Source organism: Cryobacterium sp. AP23 (assembly GCF_054075385.1).
Genome location: NZ_CM133415.1, coordinates 1231923 through 1249709 on the forward strand (window position 1 = coordinate 1231923; position 17787 = coordinate 1249709).

The following is a 17787-nucleotide window of genomic DNA, read 5'->3' on the forward strand; positions in this document are numbered from 1 at the left end:
AGCGGTGGTGCGAGGTGGTGACAAGAATCAGCTGGTGGATGCCCAGAAGTCGTTGAGCATGGCGGCCGTGAAGCCGGGATTGTCGAGGTTGGGCAGGTGGCCCGCCTGCGGGATGACCCGGTACGACGCGTCGAGCTGCTCGGCCATCAGCCGCTGCGCGGGGATGGGCCAGGCGTCGTCGGTGTCGCCGTGCGCCACCAGGGTGGGCACGCCGGTCGCGTGCACCTCGGCGGAGGTGTCGACCGCGGCCTGCAGGATCAACGCGCCGCCGAGGTAATTGTCGACCGACGACGCGATGAACCGGTCGCGCAGGAATTCATCGTCGGCGGTGAGGACGCTGCCGTCGGGGTGGTCGAGCGCCCAGAGGGCCAGCGTGCCGTGTTCGGCCACCAGCGCGGCGTCGGCCGCGTGCGAGCGGTCCCGGCCGCCCGGGCCGGAGCAGAGCATGGTGAGGTCGGCGAACAGCGCAGGGTCACGTAGCAGCGCGGCCCGGGCGACCAGGCCGCCGAGGCTGTGACCGACCAGGTGCACCGGCGAACCGTGGCCGATGGCCTCCGCGACCTGCACCGCATCCGCGGCGAAGTCGTCGAGCCGGTAGTTCTCGACGCCCACCGGGGCCGCGGAGTCGGCCTGGCCGCGCTGGCTGTAGCTCACGACCTCCCAGCCGTGCGCCGCGATGAGCGGCAGCAGCAACCGGAAGTCCTCCTTCGAGCCGGTGAAGCCGGGCACGAGCAGGGCCACGCCGCGGCGCTCCCCCGCCGGGAGGACCCGGAAGGCGGTGAGTGGGCCGGCGGCGGTGTCCACGGTGAAGTGTTCGAGCTCAGGGGCCAGGGTGAGCGAGCCGAACGGCGCGCTCACGCGACGTCCTTCCGCGGGTTGGGGATCGCGTCGAGCAGCCGGATCGTGTAGTCGTCCTGCGGGTTGCGCAGCACATCGGCGGTGATGCCCCGCTCGACCACGGCGCCATGGTTGAGGACCATGATGTTGTCGGTGACCACGCGCGCCGAGAGCAGGTCGTGGGTGATGTAGAGCAGGCTCACCCCCCACTGTTCGCGGAGGTCCTCGAGCAGGGCGAGCACCCCGGCGCGCAGCGACACGTCGAGCATCGACACGGGCTCGTCGGCGATGATCACCTGCGGGTCGCTGGCCAGTGCCCTGGCGATGACCACGCGCTGGCGCTGGCCGCCGGAGAGCTGGTGCGGCAGTTTGGCCGCGAACTCCTCCACCGGGTTCAGGCCCACGATGTCGAGCAGTTCGAGCACCCGGCGGCGGGCCTCGGCACCGTGCAGCCCGGTGAAGTTGATCACCGGGCGGGTGAGCGTGTACTCCACGGTGTGCAGCGGGTTGAGCGCCGAGTACGGGTCCTGGAAGACCATCTGCACGTCGCGGTGCAGCTGGCGGAAGTTCCGGCGGTTCAGCGTGCCCACGTCGAGGTCGCCGAAGCGGATGCTGCCGCTGGTGGGCTTCTCCACCGCCGTGATGAGCTTGGCGATGGTGGACTTGCCCGAGCCGGAGGCGCCGACGAGCGCCAGGGCCGACCCGGGTTCGAGGGTGAACGAGACATTGTCCACGGCCCGCACCGGCGCCTCACCGCGGCGCGGAGCCGGGTACACCTTGGACACGTTCTGCACGATCATGCTCTGCTGGTCGGTGCGCCGGGTGCGCGGCGAGACGGTGGGCGTGTGGGTGGCACCGTCGGCGCGGGCGGCGCCCTCGTTCTGGCGCTGCTGACGGTCGGCGAAACCGGGCAGTTCCACCACGTCGGCGCGCGGGTCGGCGTAGTGCGAGAGCAGCATCCGTGTGTAGTCGGCCTGAGGGTTCTCCAGGATCTGGCGCGCCGGCGCATCCTCGACGATGCGGCCCTCGTGCATCACCATCACCCGCTGCGCGGATTCGAGCACGATGCCCAGGTCGTGGCTGATCAGGATGGCGGTGAAGTTCTCGGCCTTTTGCAGCTCGATGATGGTGTTCATCACGGCGTGCTGCACGAGGACGTCCAGCGCCGTGGTCGGCTCGTCGAAGACCATCAGCTCGGGTTCGAGGGAGAGCGCCAGGGCGATCGACACCCGCTGGCGCATGCCGCCGGAGAGCTCGCCGGGGAACCGGTCGAGCACCTGCGGGGTCAGTTCGACCTTGCCGATCAGCTCGGTGGCGCGGGCGCTCCAGCGGCTTCTCTCGACGTGGCCATGGGCGCGGAAAATGTCGATGAAGTGGTTGCGGATGCTGCGCACCGGGTTGAGCGCGTTCATGCCCGACTGCAGCACCATGGCGATGCCGCCGTGGCGCTGCTCACGCAGTTGCTCGGCGTCGAGGCTGGCGATGTCCTTGCCGCCGAAGAGGATGCGGCCCTTCTCGATGTGCGCCGGCGGCTTGGACAGGCCCGTGAGCGCGAAGCCGAGGGTGGACTTGCCCGAGCCGGACTCCCCCACCAGGCCGACGAACTCGCCGTGGGCCAGCCGGAAGGAGACGTTCTGCACCGCGTGGGTGGCAGCGGCGCCGTAGCCGTAGTGCACCGAGAGGTCGTGCACCTCGAGCAGGGTGGTGTTCGCGGCGGGCGGGGCCGGGGTGAACGGAGACGGGGTCATTTCTTGGTTCCTTCCCGGAGGCGGGGATTGCTGATGCCGTCGACGCCGAAGTTGATCAGGGTGAGGGAGGTGGCCAGCAGGGCGATGCAGAGGCCGGGGGCGAACAGGAGCGCCCACTGGCCGGTGAGGAGGGCGTTGGAGTTCTGCGCCCAGAAGAGCATCGTGCCCCAGCTCACCACGGTGGAGTCGCCAAGGCCGAGGAACTCCAGGCCGGCTTCGGCGAGGATCGCCGCGGTGGCCGCGCCGAAGAAGTTGCCGACGATGAGCGAGGTCATGTTGGGCAGGATCTCGCGGAACACGATCCGGAACGGGCGTTCGCCGCTGAAGACCGCGGCGGTGATGAAGTCTCGGGAGCGCAGCGACTGGGTCTGGCTGCGCAGGACTCGCGCGCCCCACGCCCATCCGGTGATCACCACGACGACGATGATCATGCCGATGCCACCGCCGGAGAGGTAGGCCGCGATCACGATCATCAGCGGCAGGCCGGGGATGACGAGGAACAGGTTGACGATGAAGTTGATCACGTCGGCGCCGAAACCGCGCACGTAACCCCAGCTCAGGCCGATGAGCACGGCGATGACGGTGGACAGCAGGCCGGCGACGAGGCCGACGAAGATGCTGACCTGGGCGCCGTAGAGCAGTTGGCTCAGCACGTCTTCACCGGCGGCGGTGGTGCCCAGCCAGTGTGCGGCGCTGGGGTCTGCGCTGCGTTCGAAGCCGGTCTCGCTGGCGCCGTAGGGCGCGATCAGCGGGGCGAAGATCGCCAGCAACACGAACACGGCCAGCATGAGCAGGCCGATGCGGGCCTTGCTGTTCGACCAGATCGTGGAGGCGACCCGGGCGACGACCTTCCAGGCGGAGGGCGCCTCGCCGGCCGGGGTGACCGGGGCGCGCAGGATGGCGGTGGTGGGTGGCAGTGAGGTGGTCATCGTCGGGTCCTCGGGTCCAGCACGCCGTACAAAATGTCGACGAGGAAGTTGGCGATGAGCACGCTCACGGTGATCATCAGGAAGAGTGCCTGCATCAGCGGGTAGTCCTGGTTGGTGACGGCGTTGAAGAGCAGGTAGCCGATGCCCGGGTAGCCGAAGACCTGCTCCACCAGGATCGAGCCGCCGACGACCCCGCCGAGGGCCAGGCCGAAGGAGGTGAGGTTGGGCAGGATGGCGTTGCGGGCGGCGTAGCGCAGGGCGATGGTGCGGGGCTTGAGCCCGTTCGCCTCTGCGAAGGTCACGTAGTCGTCGCCGAGGGTGGAGATCATGGTGTTGCGCATCCCCAGGATCCAGCCGCCGAGCGAGGTGATCAGGATCGTGAGCGCCGGCAGCACCCCGTGGTAGAGCGCGTCGCCGAGGAACTCGAACGAGAGGTTCGGCTCGGCCGTGGGTCCGTAGGCGCCGGAGGTGGGGAAGAGCCGCAGCACGTAACCGGCGAAGAAGAGCAGCAGCAGCGCCGTCCAGAAGTACGGGAAGGCGCTCATGAACGAGCCCACCAGGGTGGGCACGCTGTCGAGCCAGGTGCCGCGCTTCCAGGCCGCGAGCACCCCGAGCAGGGTGCCGAGGATGAACGCGACGACGGTGACCAGGCCCACGAGCACGAGCGTGTACGGCAGGGCCGCGGAGACCAGCTCCCCCACGCTCTGCGGGTAGAAGGTGTACGAGATGCCGAAGTCCAGCGTCACCACCTGGTGCAGGTAGGCGAAATACTGCTCCAGGATGTTGCCGGTGGGCACGCCGAGCTGGGCTTCGATCGCGGCCTTGGTGGCCTCGGAGACGGGGCCGTTCTGGGCGAGCTTGGCCAGGGCGGCATCCGCCGGCGTGCCGGGCATCAGCCGCGGCAGCAGGAAGTTGACCGTGACGGCGGCCCACAGGGTGAGGGCGAACAGGCCGAGCTTCCGGCCGACGTAGCCGAGCGCGGCCAGCGCCGGGCTGGGCTCGCGCGCGGCATCCGTGGGGCTCGTGCCCGCGGGCGCGACGCCGTCGACGCCGCGCGGCGCCGCTTGGGTGCTAGTCATCATTGACCTTCTTCAGATTGGTGAGAACGAGAAGCGGGGTGGACTCGTAGGTCTTGGGCGAGGCGTACGGGTCGTCCGCGCTCGGCCAGCCGGTGAACTTCGCGTCGCTGAACAGGCCCCAGGAACCGCCGTAGTAGAGGCTGATCGACGGGATCTGGTCGTAGACGACCTCCTGCAGCTGGTTGGCCAGGTCGGCCTGCACCGCGGGGTCGAGCGCGACCTTGTACTCGGCCAGGATCTTGTCGACGGCGGGGTCGCTGAACCGCTCGAAGTTGTTGCTGGCCTCCTCGCCGACGGGCTTGACCCATTCGCTGGAGAGCAGGTTGTTGAAGTCGCGGAAGGTGTTTCCGGTTCCTCCCGTGGCGCCCATGGCGAAGTCGTACTCGCCGTTGCGGAGTGCCAGGGTGTACGCGGCGGGCTGCTGGGATTCGACCTTCACGTCGACGCCGATGGCGCCCCACTGCTTCTGCACCTCCTGCACGCCCTTGAGCCAGTCGTTGTAGCCGGCGGCGGTGGTGATGGTGAGGCTGAGCTGGGTGCCGGATGCGTCGACGAGCTTGCCGCCCTGCTGCGTGTAGCCGGCGGCGGCGAAGTAGTCCAGCGCCTGGGCGGTGTCCTGCGTGATCAGTCCGGAGTCGGGGATGTCGGGGTTGAGAACGTCTTCCTGGTTGGGCAACAGGATGTTGGTCTGCCCGGCCGGGTCCATGTACCCCTCGGCGGCAGCGTCACCGACCGCGGCACGGTCGAGGGCCGTGGAGAGGCCCAGCCGAACGTTGACGTCGTTGTACGGCGCCTTGGTGAGGTTGGGGAACAGGGCGATGGTGCCGCCCGGCGGGAACCAGTAGGTGTTCTGGTTGCCGGCATCCACCCAGGCGCCCTCGACATCGCTGATGAACGAGTACGCCCAGTCGTAGCCCTTGGTGGCGACGTCGAGCTGGGTGTTCGTGGCCGGGAGGATCAGGTGCTCGGCGGCGACGGTGTCGGCCTGCCAGTAGTCCTGGTTCTTGTCCACGGTGTACTGCTGCGGCGCGAAGTTGCCCAGCGTGTACGGGCCGGTGCCCACCGGGTCGGGGTTCCGCCAGGTGGTGGGGTCCTCCACGTCGGCCCAGATGTGTTCGGGCACGATCAGCGTGGTGGACGCGATCAGCTGCGCGGCCGGCACGTCCGGGGCGGTGAGGTGCACCGTTACGGTGTCGTCGCCGACCTCGAAGGTGTCGATGTAGCTCCAGATGCCCTGCAGGTCGAGGGACGGGTTGTCCTTGAGCAGCTGGAAGGTGAAGCCCACGTCCTTGGCGGTGAAGTCCTCACCGTCGGACCAGGTCACGCCCTGGCGGATGTCGAAGACGATCGTGGACGGGTCCGGCTGGGTGTAGCCGGTGGAGAGCCACGGGTGCTCTTCGGCGTTGAGGTTGTCGAGCACGATAAGCGGCTCGTACATGTAGAACGCCGCGACCCGCTTGTTGATCATGAACGGGTTGAAGTTCTTCTCGAACAGCGGTGAGCCGTTGTCGGCCGCGACGAGCATGGTGTCGTCGGGGATGGACGGGTCTGGCGCGCTCTGGATCTGGATACTGCAGGCGGCGAGGGCGGATGCGGCGACGAAGACCGCGGCGGCGGCGAGGGTGCGGGCCAGTGGCCGGGACCTCCGCCGAGATGGAATGGGTTGCATCATTACTACCGGGTTTCCTCAGTCATCGTTGAGCTGACCGCGTCGGGGGTGTAGTGCGGGGTGAAGCGCACGGACGCGTGATCTGTTCGTCGATTGTATGCGCATACATTAACGGATTGCAAGCGTTTGATCGGTTTCGGTGTCGCCGATCTGCCGGTCAGACGCGGGGGCAGCTCTCCCGCAGTACGACCTCGACGGGCAGGGTGAACGCCTGGGGCGCGAGGTTCGGGTCGTCGAGCCGGGCGGTGATGGCGTGCACGGCGGCCCGGCCCAGCTCCACCATGGGCTGGTGCACCGTGGTCAGGCGCGGCCTCGAATGCCGGCCGGCCGTGATGCCGTCGAAGCCCGTGACCAGCACATCCTCCGGCACGCGGATGCCGCGCTGCTCGAGCACGTCGAGCACCCCGAGGGCGGTCTCGTCGTTGGAGCAGAGGATGCCGCGCGGGCGGCGCCCGGCGAGGATGCGGGCGGCCGTGGCCCGGCCGCCCTCCCGGGTGAAGTCGCTGCGGAGGATCGGGACACTGTCGGGGGCCACGCCGGAGTCGGCGAGGGCGTCCCGGAAGCCGGCGAGCCGTTCGGCGTCGTCGGGGGAATCAAGCGGTCCGGCGATGTAGACGACGTCGTGCACGCCGTGGTCCTGCAGCACGTAGTTGGCCAGGGTACGCATGCCGGGTCCGTTGCTCGCGCTGACGTGGTCGAAGTCGTCGGCGCGTTGGGCGCCGGCCAGGATCACCACCGGGATTCTTCGGGCGACGTAGGCGAGGAGCTCGTCGGGAACGGTGCGGGCGAGCACGGCGAGCCCGTCGACCCGGCCGGCGATGTCGGTGACGAGGGCCTCCCGGCTCGAGCCGCGCCCGGCGGCGACCATCAGGGCGAAGCCGCGGCGCCAGGCCTCGATCTCGGCGCCGCGGAGCACCTCGTCGAAGTAGAGGTTCTCGGTGTCGGAGGAGGCATCGGCGTCGCCGTCCACGATGGGCACGGTGTCGCCACGGGCAGAGTCGACGGGCTGGTCCGGCACGGTTTCGTCGTGGCCGGGAAAGAACAGGCCGATGACGTTGGTGCGCCGGGCCGCGAGTCCCCGCGCGGCGGCGCTGGGCACGTAGCCGAGTTCGGCCACGGCGGCCAGGACCCGTTCGCGGGTGTGCTCGCGCACCGCGGCCGGGGAGCGCAATACCCGGGAGACCGTGGCGATCGAGACGCCGGAACGCTCGGCGACGTCGTAGACCGTGGGTGCCTTCGCCACGTCTCCTCCTTCGCCTTCGGTGCCGCCGCAGTCGAGCGGACGCCTGCCGCAGTGCAGCGCGGTGCCTGCCGCAGTCAGCGGTGGTGTGTCCTGCCATCGTACGGCGGCCCCGGCCCGGACCCGCGCCCGACCGGCCCTTTCTGTTCCCGTTCCGGACAAATGCACCCGGCGCACCGGGTGCATTTGTCCGCACGGGGAACAGTTGCGGGTCAGACGCCGGCCCGGGCGACGAGCCGGCCGGTGCGCACGGCCTCGAGGAACGCGTCGTAGTCCCGCTGGTTCTGGTCGGCATAACGCTCGGAGAAGTCGGTGACCGCCTTGTCGAACTTGTCGTTCGTCCCGAGATAGGCGGCAATGGCGATCGGGTCGCCCGACCGGGCGTGTGCGCGGGCGAGGGTCCAGCCGCAGGCATGGGCATAGAAAGTCATGCCGGCGGGCACCATCCCCTCGACCACCGCCGACCCCTTCATATCGCGCAGCTGGCGCCAGTACAGGTACCGGCCGGCCTGCACTCCCCTGGTCCAGCCCAGGAAGATGTCGCTGGCTGCCTGCATCATCCGCTGCCCCTGTACCACCCGCTCCCCCGGCTCGTATTCGCTCGGCGGCAGGTGGTCCTCGAGCACGGATGCGGTGGCCTCCTTCACCTGCAGGAACAGCGGGTCCTGGTCGTCCCGCCCCTCCAGCAGGGCGATGAATGCCCGGCTGCCGACGCTGCCGACGCCGACGACCTTGTGGGCCACATCCACCACCTTGAAACGTTCGAGCAGCCGGCGCCGGTCGGCCGGCAGGGCGGCGCGGTACGCCTCGAGCTGATCGTGGACTGCCGCCTGCGTCTCGTCGGCGCTCACGCCGAACAGGGAGCCGAAGTCCCGTACCGGAATGACGATGGGCGGCTGGCTGACGATCCGGTAGCGGCCGTCGACTTTCTCGGCGAGCTTGGCGAGGGCCTGCAGGCTGTCCCGGGTCCTGGCCTTGGCGGCGCCCTTGATCGTGTTCTTCTCGAGGCGTTTGACGGCCTTTCTGGCGGCCTTGCCCTTCTGGGTCGACCGCACGGTGTCCATCGCCGTGATCAGGTCCTGCTCGGACAGCTTGGCGTACCAGACGTCCAGTGCGCCCATCGAAGCGAACTGCGCCATGCCCTCCCGGTAGGACTGCACGGCGCGCCGGGTGACGGAGCTCACCTCATCGGCGGTGAAGCCGTTGTTGCGGGCGGCAATGGTGAAACTCGCGCTCATCCGCAGCACGTCGTATTCGAACGGGCCGGGCAGGGTCTCGTCGAAGTCGTTGAGGTCGAACAACAGGCTGCGCTCCGGCGAGGCGTACACGCCGAAGTTGGACAAATGAGCGTCACCGCAGAGCTGCACGATGAGTCCGGCGCGGGGGACGTCCTTGAGGTCGGCCGCCATGATCTTGGCGGCGCCGCGGTAGAAGGTGAACGGGGAGGCCATCATGCGGCCGTGCCGCACCGGTACCAGCTCCTTCTCCCTGGTGCGGTTCTGCTCCTCGAGCAGGGCGACGGGGTCCGGACGGTCCGCGGCGGGTTCCCAGCCGCGATGGCTGGACACCGTCGCGTTCTGCCGCGCGGCCCTGCCCGCGGCGGCCCGCTCGGCCACGGTCGGGTGCGGGACCTGGACCGGGGTGCCGGACTTCCTGGCCTGCCCGTTCGTGCGGGACCGGCCGTTCTTGGTCGGAGGCGCCGTCTTGCCTGAGGTGGCGGACTCGGTGCTCGAGTGCTCGGTGCCGTTCGAAGGCTCGGCGCTGTTCGAAGGCTCGGTGCTGTTCGAAGGCTCGGTGCTGTTCGAGGGCGCTGTTCTCGGCTCCTCGGTCGTGCTCGACTGCTCGGTCATGATGGCGGCCCTTTCTCCGGCGACGCTGCCCGATCGAAGGTCCACGATTGTCCCGGCCGGCGCCCCTGTCAATGGCGGGGGCGCCCTCGGCGCATTTAACGCGAGCTGCGCAGGAGCACCCCCGGCAGCGCGAGCACCGCGATCAGGGCCGGCGCCGACACCAGTGCGGCGAGGGCGAAGATGTCCGGGGTCGCCGTCACGGTCGCCTCGGCCGTCGACGCTCCGCCCGCCACGAGGGCGGAGATCTCCGCGGCCAGCACCGCCCCGAAGATGACGAGCCCCACGGTGCCGCCCAGGAAGTTGAAGAACATCACCGAGGAGCTGATCGACCCGACCCGGGCGAACGGCACGGAGTTCTGCGCCGTCAGGACCAGATTCTGGGTCAGGGCGCCCAGCCCGGCCGCGATCAGCACGGTGCCGACGATGGCCAGCGGAACCGGCCAGAGATCGACCTGGGAAAGCACGATGTTGCCGACGACCAGCATCGACGCACCTGTGATGAGAACCGGGCGGATGCGCCCGGTCCGGCTGGTGAACCGCCCGGCCACGAGGGCCGTCGCCACGGTGCCGACGGCCATCGGGATCAGCAGCAGCCCGGATGCCGTCGGAGGCAGGCCCAGCCCGGTCTGCAGGTACTGGCTCACGAACACGGTGCCGCCGAACAGGTTCGTGCCCACGCTCACCGCCGCGACGACGCAGAGCAAGGGCGTGCGGCTGCCGAGGAGGCGCAGCGGCACGACGGGATCGTCCGCCCGCAGCTCGACGATGACAACAGCGATCAGGGCCAGCACCCCGTAGCTGCCGATGACCGCCGCCGGAACGCTCCACCCCGCATCGCTGACGACGGTGATGCAGATCAGCAGCGCCGCGATGGAGGACCCGACGAGGAGCGCGCCGGCCCAGTCGGCGCGGCCGCGCACCACGGTGCGGGCCGGCAGCTGCAGGGTCGCGGCGATGATGACGATGGAAGCGACGGCGAAGGGGACTCCGAGGAAGAAGCACCACCGCCACCCGAGTCCGGGCAGCTGCACGATGAGGCCGCCGAGCACGGGGCCGGTGATCGTCGCGGTGGTCTGTACGCTGGTCAGCCAACCGTTCACCCGGCCGCGTTGCCGTGGCTCCACCAGGCCGGCGATGACGACGGCGATCAGGGAGAGCAGCCCGCCCAGTCCGATGCCCTGGATGGCGCGGGCGGCGATGAGCGTGCCCGTTGTTCCCGTCGACCCGGCCAGCAGCGAGCCGACGACGAAGAAGCCGATGGCGATCTGTAGGATCCGTTTGGTCGCGAAGAGGTCGCCGAGCTTGCCCCAGATCGGGGTGGAGGCCGTGTTGGCCAGGATCGTCGCCGCGACCAGCCAGGTGGCGTGGCTGGTTGGGCCGTCCAGGGCTCGCATGATGGTGGGGATCGAGGTCGCAACGATGGTGCCGCTGAGACCGGCGACGAATTGTGCGACCAACAGGCCGCTGAGCGGCACCACGACGGGTCGCAGGGACGGGCGCGACTCGGGGCCGGACGCGGGAGCGTGAGCGTGAATGGCGATGATGTCCTCTCGGAAGAGCCGTCGCACTCCCGGCGACGGCGGCAGAGCGAGCGGCCCCATCCAGCGGATGGGGCCGCTCGCGTTAGAAGGCGAGCAGGTTCTCCCGGAAGGTGGGGAACTCGTACTCGGTGCGGGTCAGTCCCCGGCGTTGCAGTGCGGGGACCAGGCCGTCGGTGATCTCGCTGATTGCGTGCCGGTTGACGGTGCGGGTTCCGAAGAGGAAACCGTCTCCCCCGATCTCCTCCATCACGGCGCCCATTTCGTCGGCGACCTCCTCCGGCGTGCCGACCAGGCCCAGGCTGTCCGTGGGCGAGCGGCTCGTGATCAATTCGCGAACCGTCTTCACGCCCGACTTCAGCCGCGCCTCGAGCACGCTCTGGTGCCCGTTGCTCTTGAGCTCCCCGATCGGCGCGTCCGGATCCATGGTGGCGTAGTCGATTCCCGTCACCCGGGCGAAGTTGGCTGCTTCCCGTTCGAAGTTCGCCGCCGTCTCGGCCTGCTGCCGTTTCTTGCGGTCGAGCGCGGCCTCGTGGGTCTCGCCCAGGACCGGGTCGATCAGGAACAGGACCTTGCAGTCATCAGGGTTGCGCCCGTTGGCCACCATCCGGGCCCGGATGTCCTCGCGGAACGCCTTCATCTCGGCGATGCCGTTCGCGGAGCCGATCACGGTGTCGGCGTTGATCGCGGCGAATTCCCGGCCGCGGGGTGACCCGCCGGCCTGGCAGAACACCGGCCGGCCCTGCGGGGTGGGAGCAACGTTCAGCGGCCCGCGCGAGGAGTAGAACTGGCCCTCGTAATTGATCGGCCGGATCTTGCTGTGGTCGGCGAAGGTTCCGGTCTCCCGGTCCATCACCACCGCGTCGGGATCCCAGGAGCCGAGCAACTGCTTGACCACGTCGATGAATTCGTCGGCCCGGTCGTAGCGTTCGTCATGCGGGAAGTGCCCGGCGCTGCCGTAGTTCTGGGCGGTGCCGTCGTTGCTGCCGGTGACGATGTTCCACCCGCCACGGCCCTCGGAGAGGTGGTCCATGGTCGCGATCTGCCTGGCGAGCATATACGGGTGGTACTCGGAGGTGGAGAGCGTGGCGACGATCCCGATCTTGCTGGTCGCGTAGGCGAGGATGGGTGCCAGCTGCGCCGGGTCGTGCTTCGGGGTGGCGATGGCGTGCTTGACGTAGGTCTCGTGCGACTGGCCGTAGGTGTACGGCACGTTCGAGGAGTCCTCGAGCATCATGTAGTCGAAGCCGGCCCGCTCCAGGGATTTCGCCATGTCGACGTAGAAATCGGCCTTGGCGAAGTCGCGGCCGTTGGTGCCGGACCAGATGCCGTCCCAGCCGTCCCGGAAACCCTGGACGCCGAAGCCGTTCGCGACGAACCAGGCGAGGTGGAATTTCTTGGTCATGGTGCCTTCCTTGTTTCCGTCAGGCTCACGAGGTGAACGTGAACTGCGAGTAGTCGAGGACGTTGTCGGTGCGCCAGGCGTAACCGTCGACCGTGGCGCCGAAGCCGCTCAGCGGGTCCACCGTCGCGATGGGAACGACGGGGCTCTCCTGGATCAGCTGCTGCTGCGCCGCGTTCCAGACCTCGTTGGCCTCGGGGCTGAGCTGGTCGGCGATGAGGCTGCCGGATTCGATGGTGGCGCGGTACTCCGGGCTGAACCACTGGGCCACGTTGGAGGTCGGCGACGTCTTGAACCAGATGTCGAGCACGTAGAACGGGGACAGGTTGATCAGCTGCTGACGCAGGAGGTAGGCCTGGAAGGTGCCGTCCCGGCGACCCTCGACGACCGAGGTGGGGGCCACCTCGTTGATGTTGACGGTGAAGCCGGCGTCGGCGGCGTAGGACTGGATCTGGATGGCGGTCTCCTGCAGGTCGGGAACCGAGTTCGACACGGTCAGGTCCAGCTCGATGCCGTCGGGGAACCCGGCGTCGGCGAGCATGTCCTTGGCCTTCTCGGGGTCGTACTCGTAGGACTCGAGGCCGGTGTCGTCGTAGTTGGGCAGGTCGGCGGGCAGGAGTCCGACCTGGCGCTGCGCCCGGCCGCGGTAGACGTTCTCGATGATCTCGTCGTAGGGAATCGCGTAGTCGAAGGCGGCGCGGACGGCCGGGTCGTCGAACGGCGCCTTGTTGGAGACCAGCTGCAGCGTGTTGAGGTTGTTGGTCTTGACGTCGGGCAGGTCGATCAGCCCCTCGTCGGCGAGCTGGACCTGGTCGGCGGGCAGGAGTTCCTCGGCGATGTCGACGTCGCCGTTGCGCAGCAGGGTCGCCCGGGTGCCGGCTTCGGAGGAGACCCGGTAGACGATGTTCTTCACCTCGGCCTCGCCGAGCGCGTAGTCCGGGTTGGCGGTCATGACCATTTCTTCACCGGGGGTGAAGCTGTCGAGGTTGTAGGCGCCGTATCCGAAGTTCGCGTTCGCCCTGGTCCACTCGACCGCGTACGGGTCCTCGGGGGTGGCCATCTCCTTGAGCAGGGTGGAGTCGTAGATCTGGGAGATCAGCACGGTCAGGTTGCCGAGGAAGGTGTAGCCGTAGCCCGCCTCGGTCAGGGTGAAGGAGATCGTCTTGTCGTCGATCACGGTGAGCTGGGTGGCCGGGTCGGTCAGGCCGGGAGCCATGATCGCCTTGACGCTGCTGGTGGGGATGTTGAACTTGCGCTCGAAGGTCCACCGCACGTCTTCAGCGGTCAACGGGTTGCCGGCCTGGCTCACGACGTCGTCGCGGAGGTGGAATGTGTAGGTGAGTCCGTCGTCGCTGGTCTCGTAGGACTCGGCCAGGACGCCCTCGTAGGAGGAGTAGTCCTGCGCCAGCACGCCGTTCTCGTTCTCGGCATAGGGGTAGCGGATGAGCGTGGCCCCGTTGTTGATGATGAATTCGATGATCTCGTACGACCCGCCGCCGCCGGCGTCGAAGGCGAACGTGGCCGGTTGCGCTGCGGCCGCGATGACCAGGGTGCCGTCATTCGCCGGCGGAGCGTCGGCGGTCTCGGAGGACGACGAGGAGCACGCGGCGAGCGCGAGCACACCGGTGAGCAGCATGGCGGTGGCGGCAATCGCGCGCCTGGGCCGTTTTTGGGCAGAGCGAGGCATGGGGTTCCTTACTGTGTGGGTGTGCGAAGGGGTGCGAAGGGGTGCGAAGGGGCGGGCAGGGGTCAGGGTCGGCGGGAGCGCAGGGTGCCGAGGGCGAGGGTGACGCTGGCGACGGTGACGCTGAGTGCCGCGGCGGGGAAGAGCGCGGACCACCACCGGCCGACCGTGGCGTCCGAGGCTCCCTTGGCGATCATGGAGCCCCACTCGGCCGTGGGCGGTGGCAGGCCGATGCCGAGGAAGCCCAGGGCGGCGGTGAGGATGACGGCGGCGCCGAACACGTAGCTGGCGTTCTCGATGGTCGGCCAGCTGGCGTTGGGCAGCACCTCCCGCAGCACGATGCTGGTTTCCCTGGCGCCGGCCATGCGGGCGGCGTCGAGGTACGCTTCGGAGCGGATCCGCAGGACCTCGGTGCGCACGAGCCTGGCCTGGCCCGGCGCCATGATGATCGAGATGGTCACGACCAGGGTGACCGGGCTCACCCCGTACAGCGAGACCAGGACCATGGCGACGATGATGGCCGGCACGGAGTCGAACAGGTCCAGCACCCGGGAGGTGCCGCGGGCCAGGTACGCCCTGATCCCCCGGCCGGATTCGTACATTCCGGTGAGCAGGCCGATCGTCAGCGCCGCGACGGAGGTGAGCAGCACCGCGGAGGTGGCCAGGAGGACGTTGATCTGGGTGGCGGCGACGACCCTGGAGTAGATGTCCATGCCGGACGCATCCGTGCCGAACCAGTGCTCGGCGTCGGGCTTCAGCGACGGCGGACCGGACACCCGGATCGGGTCATAGGTGACCAGCAGCGGCCCGAGCAGCGCGACGACGACGATCACGCCGAGCGGCAGGAGCGCGAGGACGGTGCGACGCAGTGAGGAGGAGCGCTTCCGCCCGGTCAGGGCCGGCGCGGTGGCGAGCATGGCGGCGCTCATGCGACGACCGTCGCTGCCGCGCCGGGCCGGCGGCGCATGTCGAGCAGCATGTTGCAGATGTCGATGGCCAGGAAGACGACGATGGTGAGCGCCGAGACCACGATCAGGAAGCCCTGGATGGCCACGACGTCCTTCGCGTTGATGGCATCGACCGCGTATTGGCCCATCCCCCCGATCCCGAAGAGCCCCTCGATGATGACGGCCCCGCCGATCAGGTTGCCGACGATCTGCCCCAGGATGGTGACCGCCGGCGGTGCGGCCCGGCGGTAGACGCTGAGCAGCACGGTGCCGCGGGAGGCGCCGGAGGCGATCCGGAACCGGGTGGGCGGTGCGTCGAGGGCTTCGTCGAGCCCGGCGATGAGCATCTTGATCACCAGGGCCGACTGGGCGACGGTGAGCACCAGGATCGGCAGCACCAGGTGCCGCAGGATGGCGGCGGCCACGTCGAGGTCGCCCGCCAGGAGGGCATCGATGATGGGGAACCCGGTGACGACGTCGGGCAGGGATTGCCTCGAATCGACCCGGCCGAGCGGTGCCGGCGCCCATTTCAGGGTGGCGTAGAAGAAGAAGATCGCGGCGACGGCGAACACGAACTCGGGGATGGCGCCGGCCGTGCGGGCGTAGATCCGCAGCGCCCGGCTGAGCACGTTGCGCGGCCGGAAGACGATGACCCAGCTGGCGAGCAGGGAGAACACGATCACACTCGCGACGGCCAGGACGACGAGCTCGAGGGTGAACGGCAGCCGCTGGGCGAACTCCTCCAGCACCGGCCGCCCCGACACCATGGCGTTGCCGAGGTCGAAGGTCAGCACCCGGAGCAGGTGGGTGCCGAGCTGCTGTGCAATCGACCCGTTCAGGCCGAGGGATTCCTTCACCGCCTCGTACTGTTCCGGCGACACGTCGGAGTCCGTGACCGTGAGAACCGGGTCGCCCGGAATGGCGCGGATCAGGAAGAACGTGACGGCGGCGAAGACCAGCAGGTGCACGGGCAGGATCGCGACGCGGGTGATCCACCACCGGTTGCGCGTGAACAGGGTTTTCATAGCGGGTTCTCCACGAACTCGGTGGTCGGCGCCGTTGTGGTTGTGTACCGATAGGCGTCGAGAAGGGACTGGGTGTACGGATGCCGGGGAGCGGCGAGGATCTCGGCGGTGCGCCCCGTCTCCACGATCCGGCCGTTGCTCATGACCACGAGTTCGTCGCAGAGGAAGGCGGTGGCGGGCAGGCCGTGGGAGACGAAGACGATGCCGCAGCCGGTCTCGGTGGAATAGTCCTTGAGGTGGTTGAGCACCGTGCCCTGCACCGACACGTCGAGGGCCGAGACGGCCTCGTCGCAGATCAGTACCCTCGGGTGCACCACGAGCGCCCTGGCGATGCTGAACCGTTGGCGTTGACCGCCGGACACCGCGGAGGGCCGCCGGTCTGCCAGGGCCGGTGCCAACTCCAGGAGGGCGAAGGTCTCGTCGGCGCGGGCGTTGGCCTCTGCCCGGCTCATCCCGAGCAGCTGACGCGCCGGTCGCACCACCGACTCCCGCAGGCTGTAGCGCGGGTTGAACGAGGAGGTGGTGTCCTGGGCCACGAACTGCACGGCACGCCGGAACGCGAGCATGTCGGCCTTCTTCGCCAGCAGCGTCCTGGCCTCCCGGCCGGCGTACGACGCCGTGCCGCTGGTGGGGGTCTCGAACCCGACGAGAAGTTTCGCGAGGGTCGATTTTCCCGACCCCGACTCACCGACGATGCCGACCCGGGCGCCGGCGTCCAGCACCAGGTTGATGTCCTGCAGGGCGGTGTGGCGCTCGTGCCCGACCGTGTAGACCTTGTTCACACCGTCGAGTTCGAATCGGGCGGGACTGGTGTCAGCCATGAGCGGCAACCTTTCCGGGGGCGACGAGGAAGTCCTTGAGGGTGGGCAGATGGGCCAGATTCGCCGTCTCCAGGGTTGGGACGCAGCGCAACAGGCCGGCCGTGTACGGATGCTCGGCCTGCGCCAGCAGCGTCGCCGACTCGCCCTGCTCCACCATGTCGCCGTGGTACATCACGAGGGTGCGGTCGGAGTACTCCATGCACAGGTGGATGTCGTGGCTGACGATGAGCAGGGAGGCCCCGAATTGTGTCGTGAGCTCCTCGAGCAGGTCCATCGCGGATCGGGACAGCGAGGCGTCCAGGGCGCTGGTGGGCTCGTCTGCGATCAGGAGCCGGGGCTGGCCGCTCAGGGCGATCGCCATCATCACCCGCTGCCGCATGCCGCCGGAGAGCTGGTGCGGGCGCGCCGCCATGATGCGGTCGGAGTCCGGCAGCCCCACCCGGCGCAGCCAGTCGTGGGCGCGCTGACCGGCCTCCCGGCGGCTGAGATCCTCGTTCGCCCGCAGCACGGCGGTCAGCTGGCTGCCGACGGTCCAGACGGGGTCGAGCGAGGTCATGGCGTCCTGGAAAATCATGGCGATCCCCGGCACCCGCTCCGGGAGCCGGGAGTGACGTTTGCGCACGATGCTGGTGCCGTCGAAGCGCAACGTTGACGCGGCGACGGTGATGTTCTCCTGGGTGAGGAACCCGGCGATGGCCAGGGCCAGTGTCGTCTTACCCGAACCGGACTCGCCGACCAGGGCGACCCGCTCCCCCGCTGCGATGCTGAAGCTGACCGAATTGACGGCGCGCACGTCGCCGTAGTCGACGATGAGGTTTTCGACCTTCAGCACGGGTTCCGGCTGGATGGGCCCGGTGACGCTGGTCTGCGACGGCGAGATCGTGTCGGTGGTGACCATGGCGGAACTCCTTCTGAACAAGTGGGCCTCGTCGAGGCGTGGTCACCACAGTAGAAGCGCCATGTTTCGGTCTGGCGGTGTCGCAATGACGACCTCATTACGCCTGCAGGCACGCCATGA

The 17787-nt window shown here is 68.9% G+C and carries 14 protein-coding genes; all 14 read right to left on the reverse strand.

The features are described 5' to 3' along the window. Positions 1-27: 27 nt before the first annotated feature. Positions 28-858 (reverse strand): alpha/beta fold hydrolase, encoded by an 831-nt coding sequence (locus ACU5E9_RS05865; RefSeq protein ID WP_456812679.1) that lies wholly within the window; start codon positions 856-858, stop codon positions 28-30. Further along, on the reverse strand, positions 855-2585 hold the full coding sequence (locus ACU5E9_RS05870) for an ABC transporter ATP-binding protein (RefSeq protein WP_456812680.1): 1731 nt from the start codon (positions 2583-2585) through the stop codon (positions 855-857). The genes ACU5E9_RS05865 and ACU5E9_RS05870 overlap by 4 nt, the downstream gene beginning before the upstream one ends. Beyond that, positions 2582-3514, reverse strand: coding sequence for an ABC transporter permease (locus ACU5E9_RS05875; RefSeq protein ID WP_456812681.1), 933 nt, complete (start codon positions 3512-3514; stop codon positions 2582-2584). The genes ACU5E9_RS05870 and ACU5E9_RS05875 overlap by 4 nt, the downstream gene beginning before the upstream one ends. Beyond that, positions 3511-4593 carry an ABC transporter permease gene (locus tag ACU5E9_RS05880; RefSeq protein WP_456812682.1) on the reverse strand — a complete coding sequence of 361 codons (1083 nt, stop codon included), beginning with the start codon at positions 4591-4593 and terminating at the stop codon, positions 3511-3513. Before ACU5E9_RS05880 ends, ACU5E9_RS05875 begins: the two co-directional genes overlap by 4 nt. Beyond that, positions 4586-6265, reverse strand: coding sequence for an ABC transporter substrate-binding protein (locus tag ACU5E9_RS05885; RefSeq protein ID WP_456812683.1), 1680 nt, complete (start codon positions 6263-6265; stop codon positions 4586-4588). Before ACU5E9_RS05885 ends, ACU5E9_RS05880 begins: the two co-directional genes overlap by 8 nt. 154 nt (positions 6266-6419) lie before the next feature. Next, positions 6420-7505 carry a LacI family DNA-binding transcriptional regulator gene (locus ACU5E9_RS05890; RefSeq protein WP_456812684.1) on the reverse strand — a complete coding sequence of 362 codons (1086 nt, stop codon included), beginning with the start codon at positions 7503-7505 and terminating at the stop codon, positions 6420-6422. 209 nt (positions 7506-7714) lie between these two features. Further along, positions 7715-9352: a DUF2252 domain-containing protein gene (locus ACU5E9_RS05895; protein ID WP_456812685.1), complete on the reverse strand. Its 1638-nt coding sequence runs from the start codon at positions 9350-9352 to the stop codon at positions 7715-7717. 95 nt (positions 9353-9447) lie between these two features. Next, complete coding sequence (locus ACU5E9_RS05900; protein WP_456812686.1) at positions 9448-10953, reverse strand: MFS transporter; 1506 nt, start codon at positions 10951-10953, stop codon at positions 9448-9450. A gap of 22 nt (positions 10954-10975) precedes the next feature. Beyond that, entirely contained in the window at positions 10976-12295 is a 1320-nt protein-coding gene (locus ACU5E9_RS05905; protein ID WP_456812687.1) for an NtaA/DmoA family FMN-dependent monooxygenase, read from the reverse strand. Between the two features lie 25 nt (positions 12296-12320). After that, a complete protein-coding gene (locus ACU5E9_RS05910; RefSeq protein ID WP_456812688.1) occupies positions 12321-13979 on the reverse strand; it encodes an ABC transporter substrate-binding protein in 1659 nt (552 codons plus the stop codon). Between the two features lie 62 nt (positions 13980-14041). Next, positions 14042-14905, reverse strand: a complete 864-nt coding sequence (locus ACU5E9_RS05915) for an ABC transporter permease (protein ID WP_456812689.1) — start codon at positions 14903-14905, stop codon at positions 14042-14044. Then, the gene (locus tag ACU5E9_RS05920; RefSeq protein WP_456812690.1) at positions 14902-15948 is read right to left on the reverse strand and encodes an ABC transporter permease; all 1047 of its coding nucleotides are present in this window, start codon (positions 15946-15948) and stop codon (positions 14902-14904) included. The genes ACU5E9_RS05915 and ACU5E9_RS05920 overlap by 4 nt, the downstream gene beginning before the upstream one ends. Continuing rightward, complete coding sequence (locus tag ACU5E9_RS05925) at positions 15945-16769, reverse strand: ABC transporter ATP-binding protein (RefSeq protein WP_456812691.1); 825 nt, start codon at positions 16767-16769, stop codon at positions 15945-15947. Before ACU5E9_RS05925 ends, ACU5E9_RS05920 begins: the two co-directional genes overlap by 4 nt. Next, entirely contained in the window at positions 16762-17667 is a 906-nt protein-coding gene (locus tag ACU5E9_RS05930) for an ABC transporter ATP-binding protein (RefSeq protein ID WP_456812692.1), read from the reverse strand. Before ACU5E9_RS05930 ends, ACU5E9_RS05925 begins: the two co-directional genes overlap by 8 nt. Positions 17668-17787: the final 120 nt, after the last annotated feature.

Excerpts from the sequence above, each read along its gene's own strand:
- ACU5E9_RS05925 (WP_456812691.1), bottom strand. The coding sequence starts at position 16,769 with ATGGCTGACACCAGTCCCGCCCGATTCGAACTCGACGGTGTGAACAAG.
- ACU5E9_RS05920 (WP_456812690.1), bottom strand. The coding sequence starts at position 15,948 with ATGAAAACCCTGTTCACGCGCAACCGGTGGTGGATCACCCGCGTCGCG.
- ACU5E9_RS05875 (WP_456812681.1), bottom strand. The coding sequence starts at position 3,514 with ATGACCACCTCACTGCCACCCACCACCGCCATCCTGCGCGCCCCGGTC.
- ACU5E9_RS05910 (WP_456812688.1), bottom strand. The coding sequence starts at position 13,979 with ATGCCTCGCTCTGCCCAAAAACGGCCCAGGCGCGCGATTGCCGCCACC.
- ACU5E9_RS05930 (WP_456812692.1), bottom strand. The coding sequence starts at position 17,667 with ATGGTCACCACCGACACGATCTCGCCGTCGCAGACCAGCGTCACCGGG.
- ACU5E9_RS05895 (WP_456812685.1), bottom strand. The coding sequence starts at position 9,352 with ATGACCGAGCAGTCGAGCACGACCGAGGAGCCGAGAACAGCGCCCTCG.
- ACU5E9_RS05870 (WP_456812680.1), bottom strand. The coding sequence starts at position 2,585 with ATGACCCCGTCTCCGTTCACCCCGGCCCCGCCCGCCGCGAACACCACC.
- ACU5E9_RS05905 (WP_456812687.1), bottom strand. The coding sequence starts at position 12,295 with ATGACCAAGAAATTCCACCTCGCCTGGTTCGTCGCGAACGGCTTCGGC.
- ACU5E9_RS05880 (WP_456812682.1), bottom strand. The coding sequence starts at position 4,593 with ATGACTAGCACCCAAGCGGCGCCGCGCGGCGTCGACGGCGTCGCGCCC.
- ACU5E9_RS05900 (WP_456812686.1), bottom strand. The coding sequence starts at position 10,953 with ATGGGGCCGCTCGCTCTGCCGCCGTCGCCGGGAGTGCGACGGCTCTTC.
- ACU5E9_RS05885 (WP_456812683.1), bottom strand. The coding sequence starts at position 6,265 with ATGATGCAACCCATTCCATCTCGGCGGAGGTCCCGGCCACTGGCCCGC.
- ACU5E9_RS05915 (WP_456812689.1), bottom strand. The coding sequence starts at position 14,905 with ATGAGCGCCGCCATGCTCGCCACCGCGCCGGCCCTGACCGGGCGGAAG.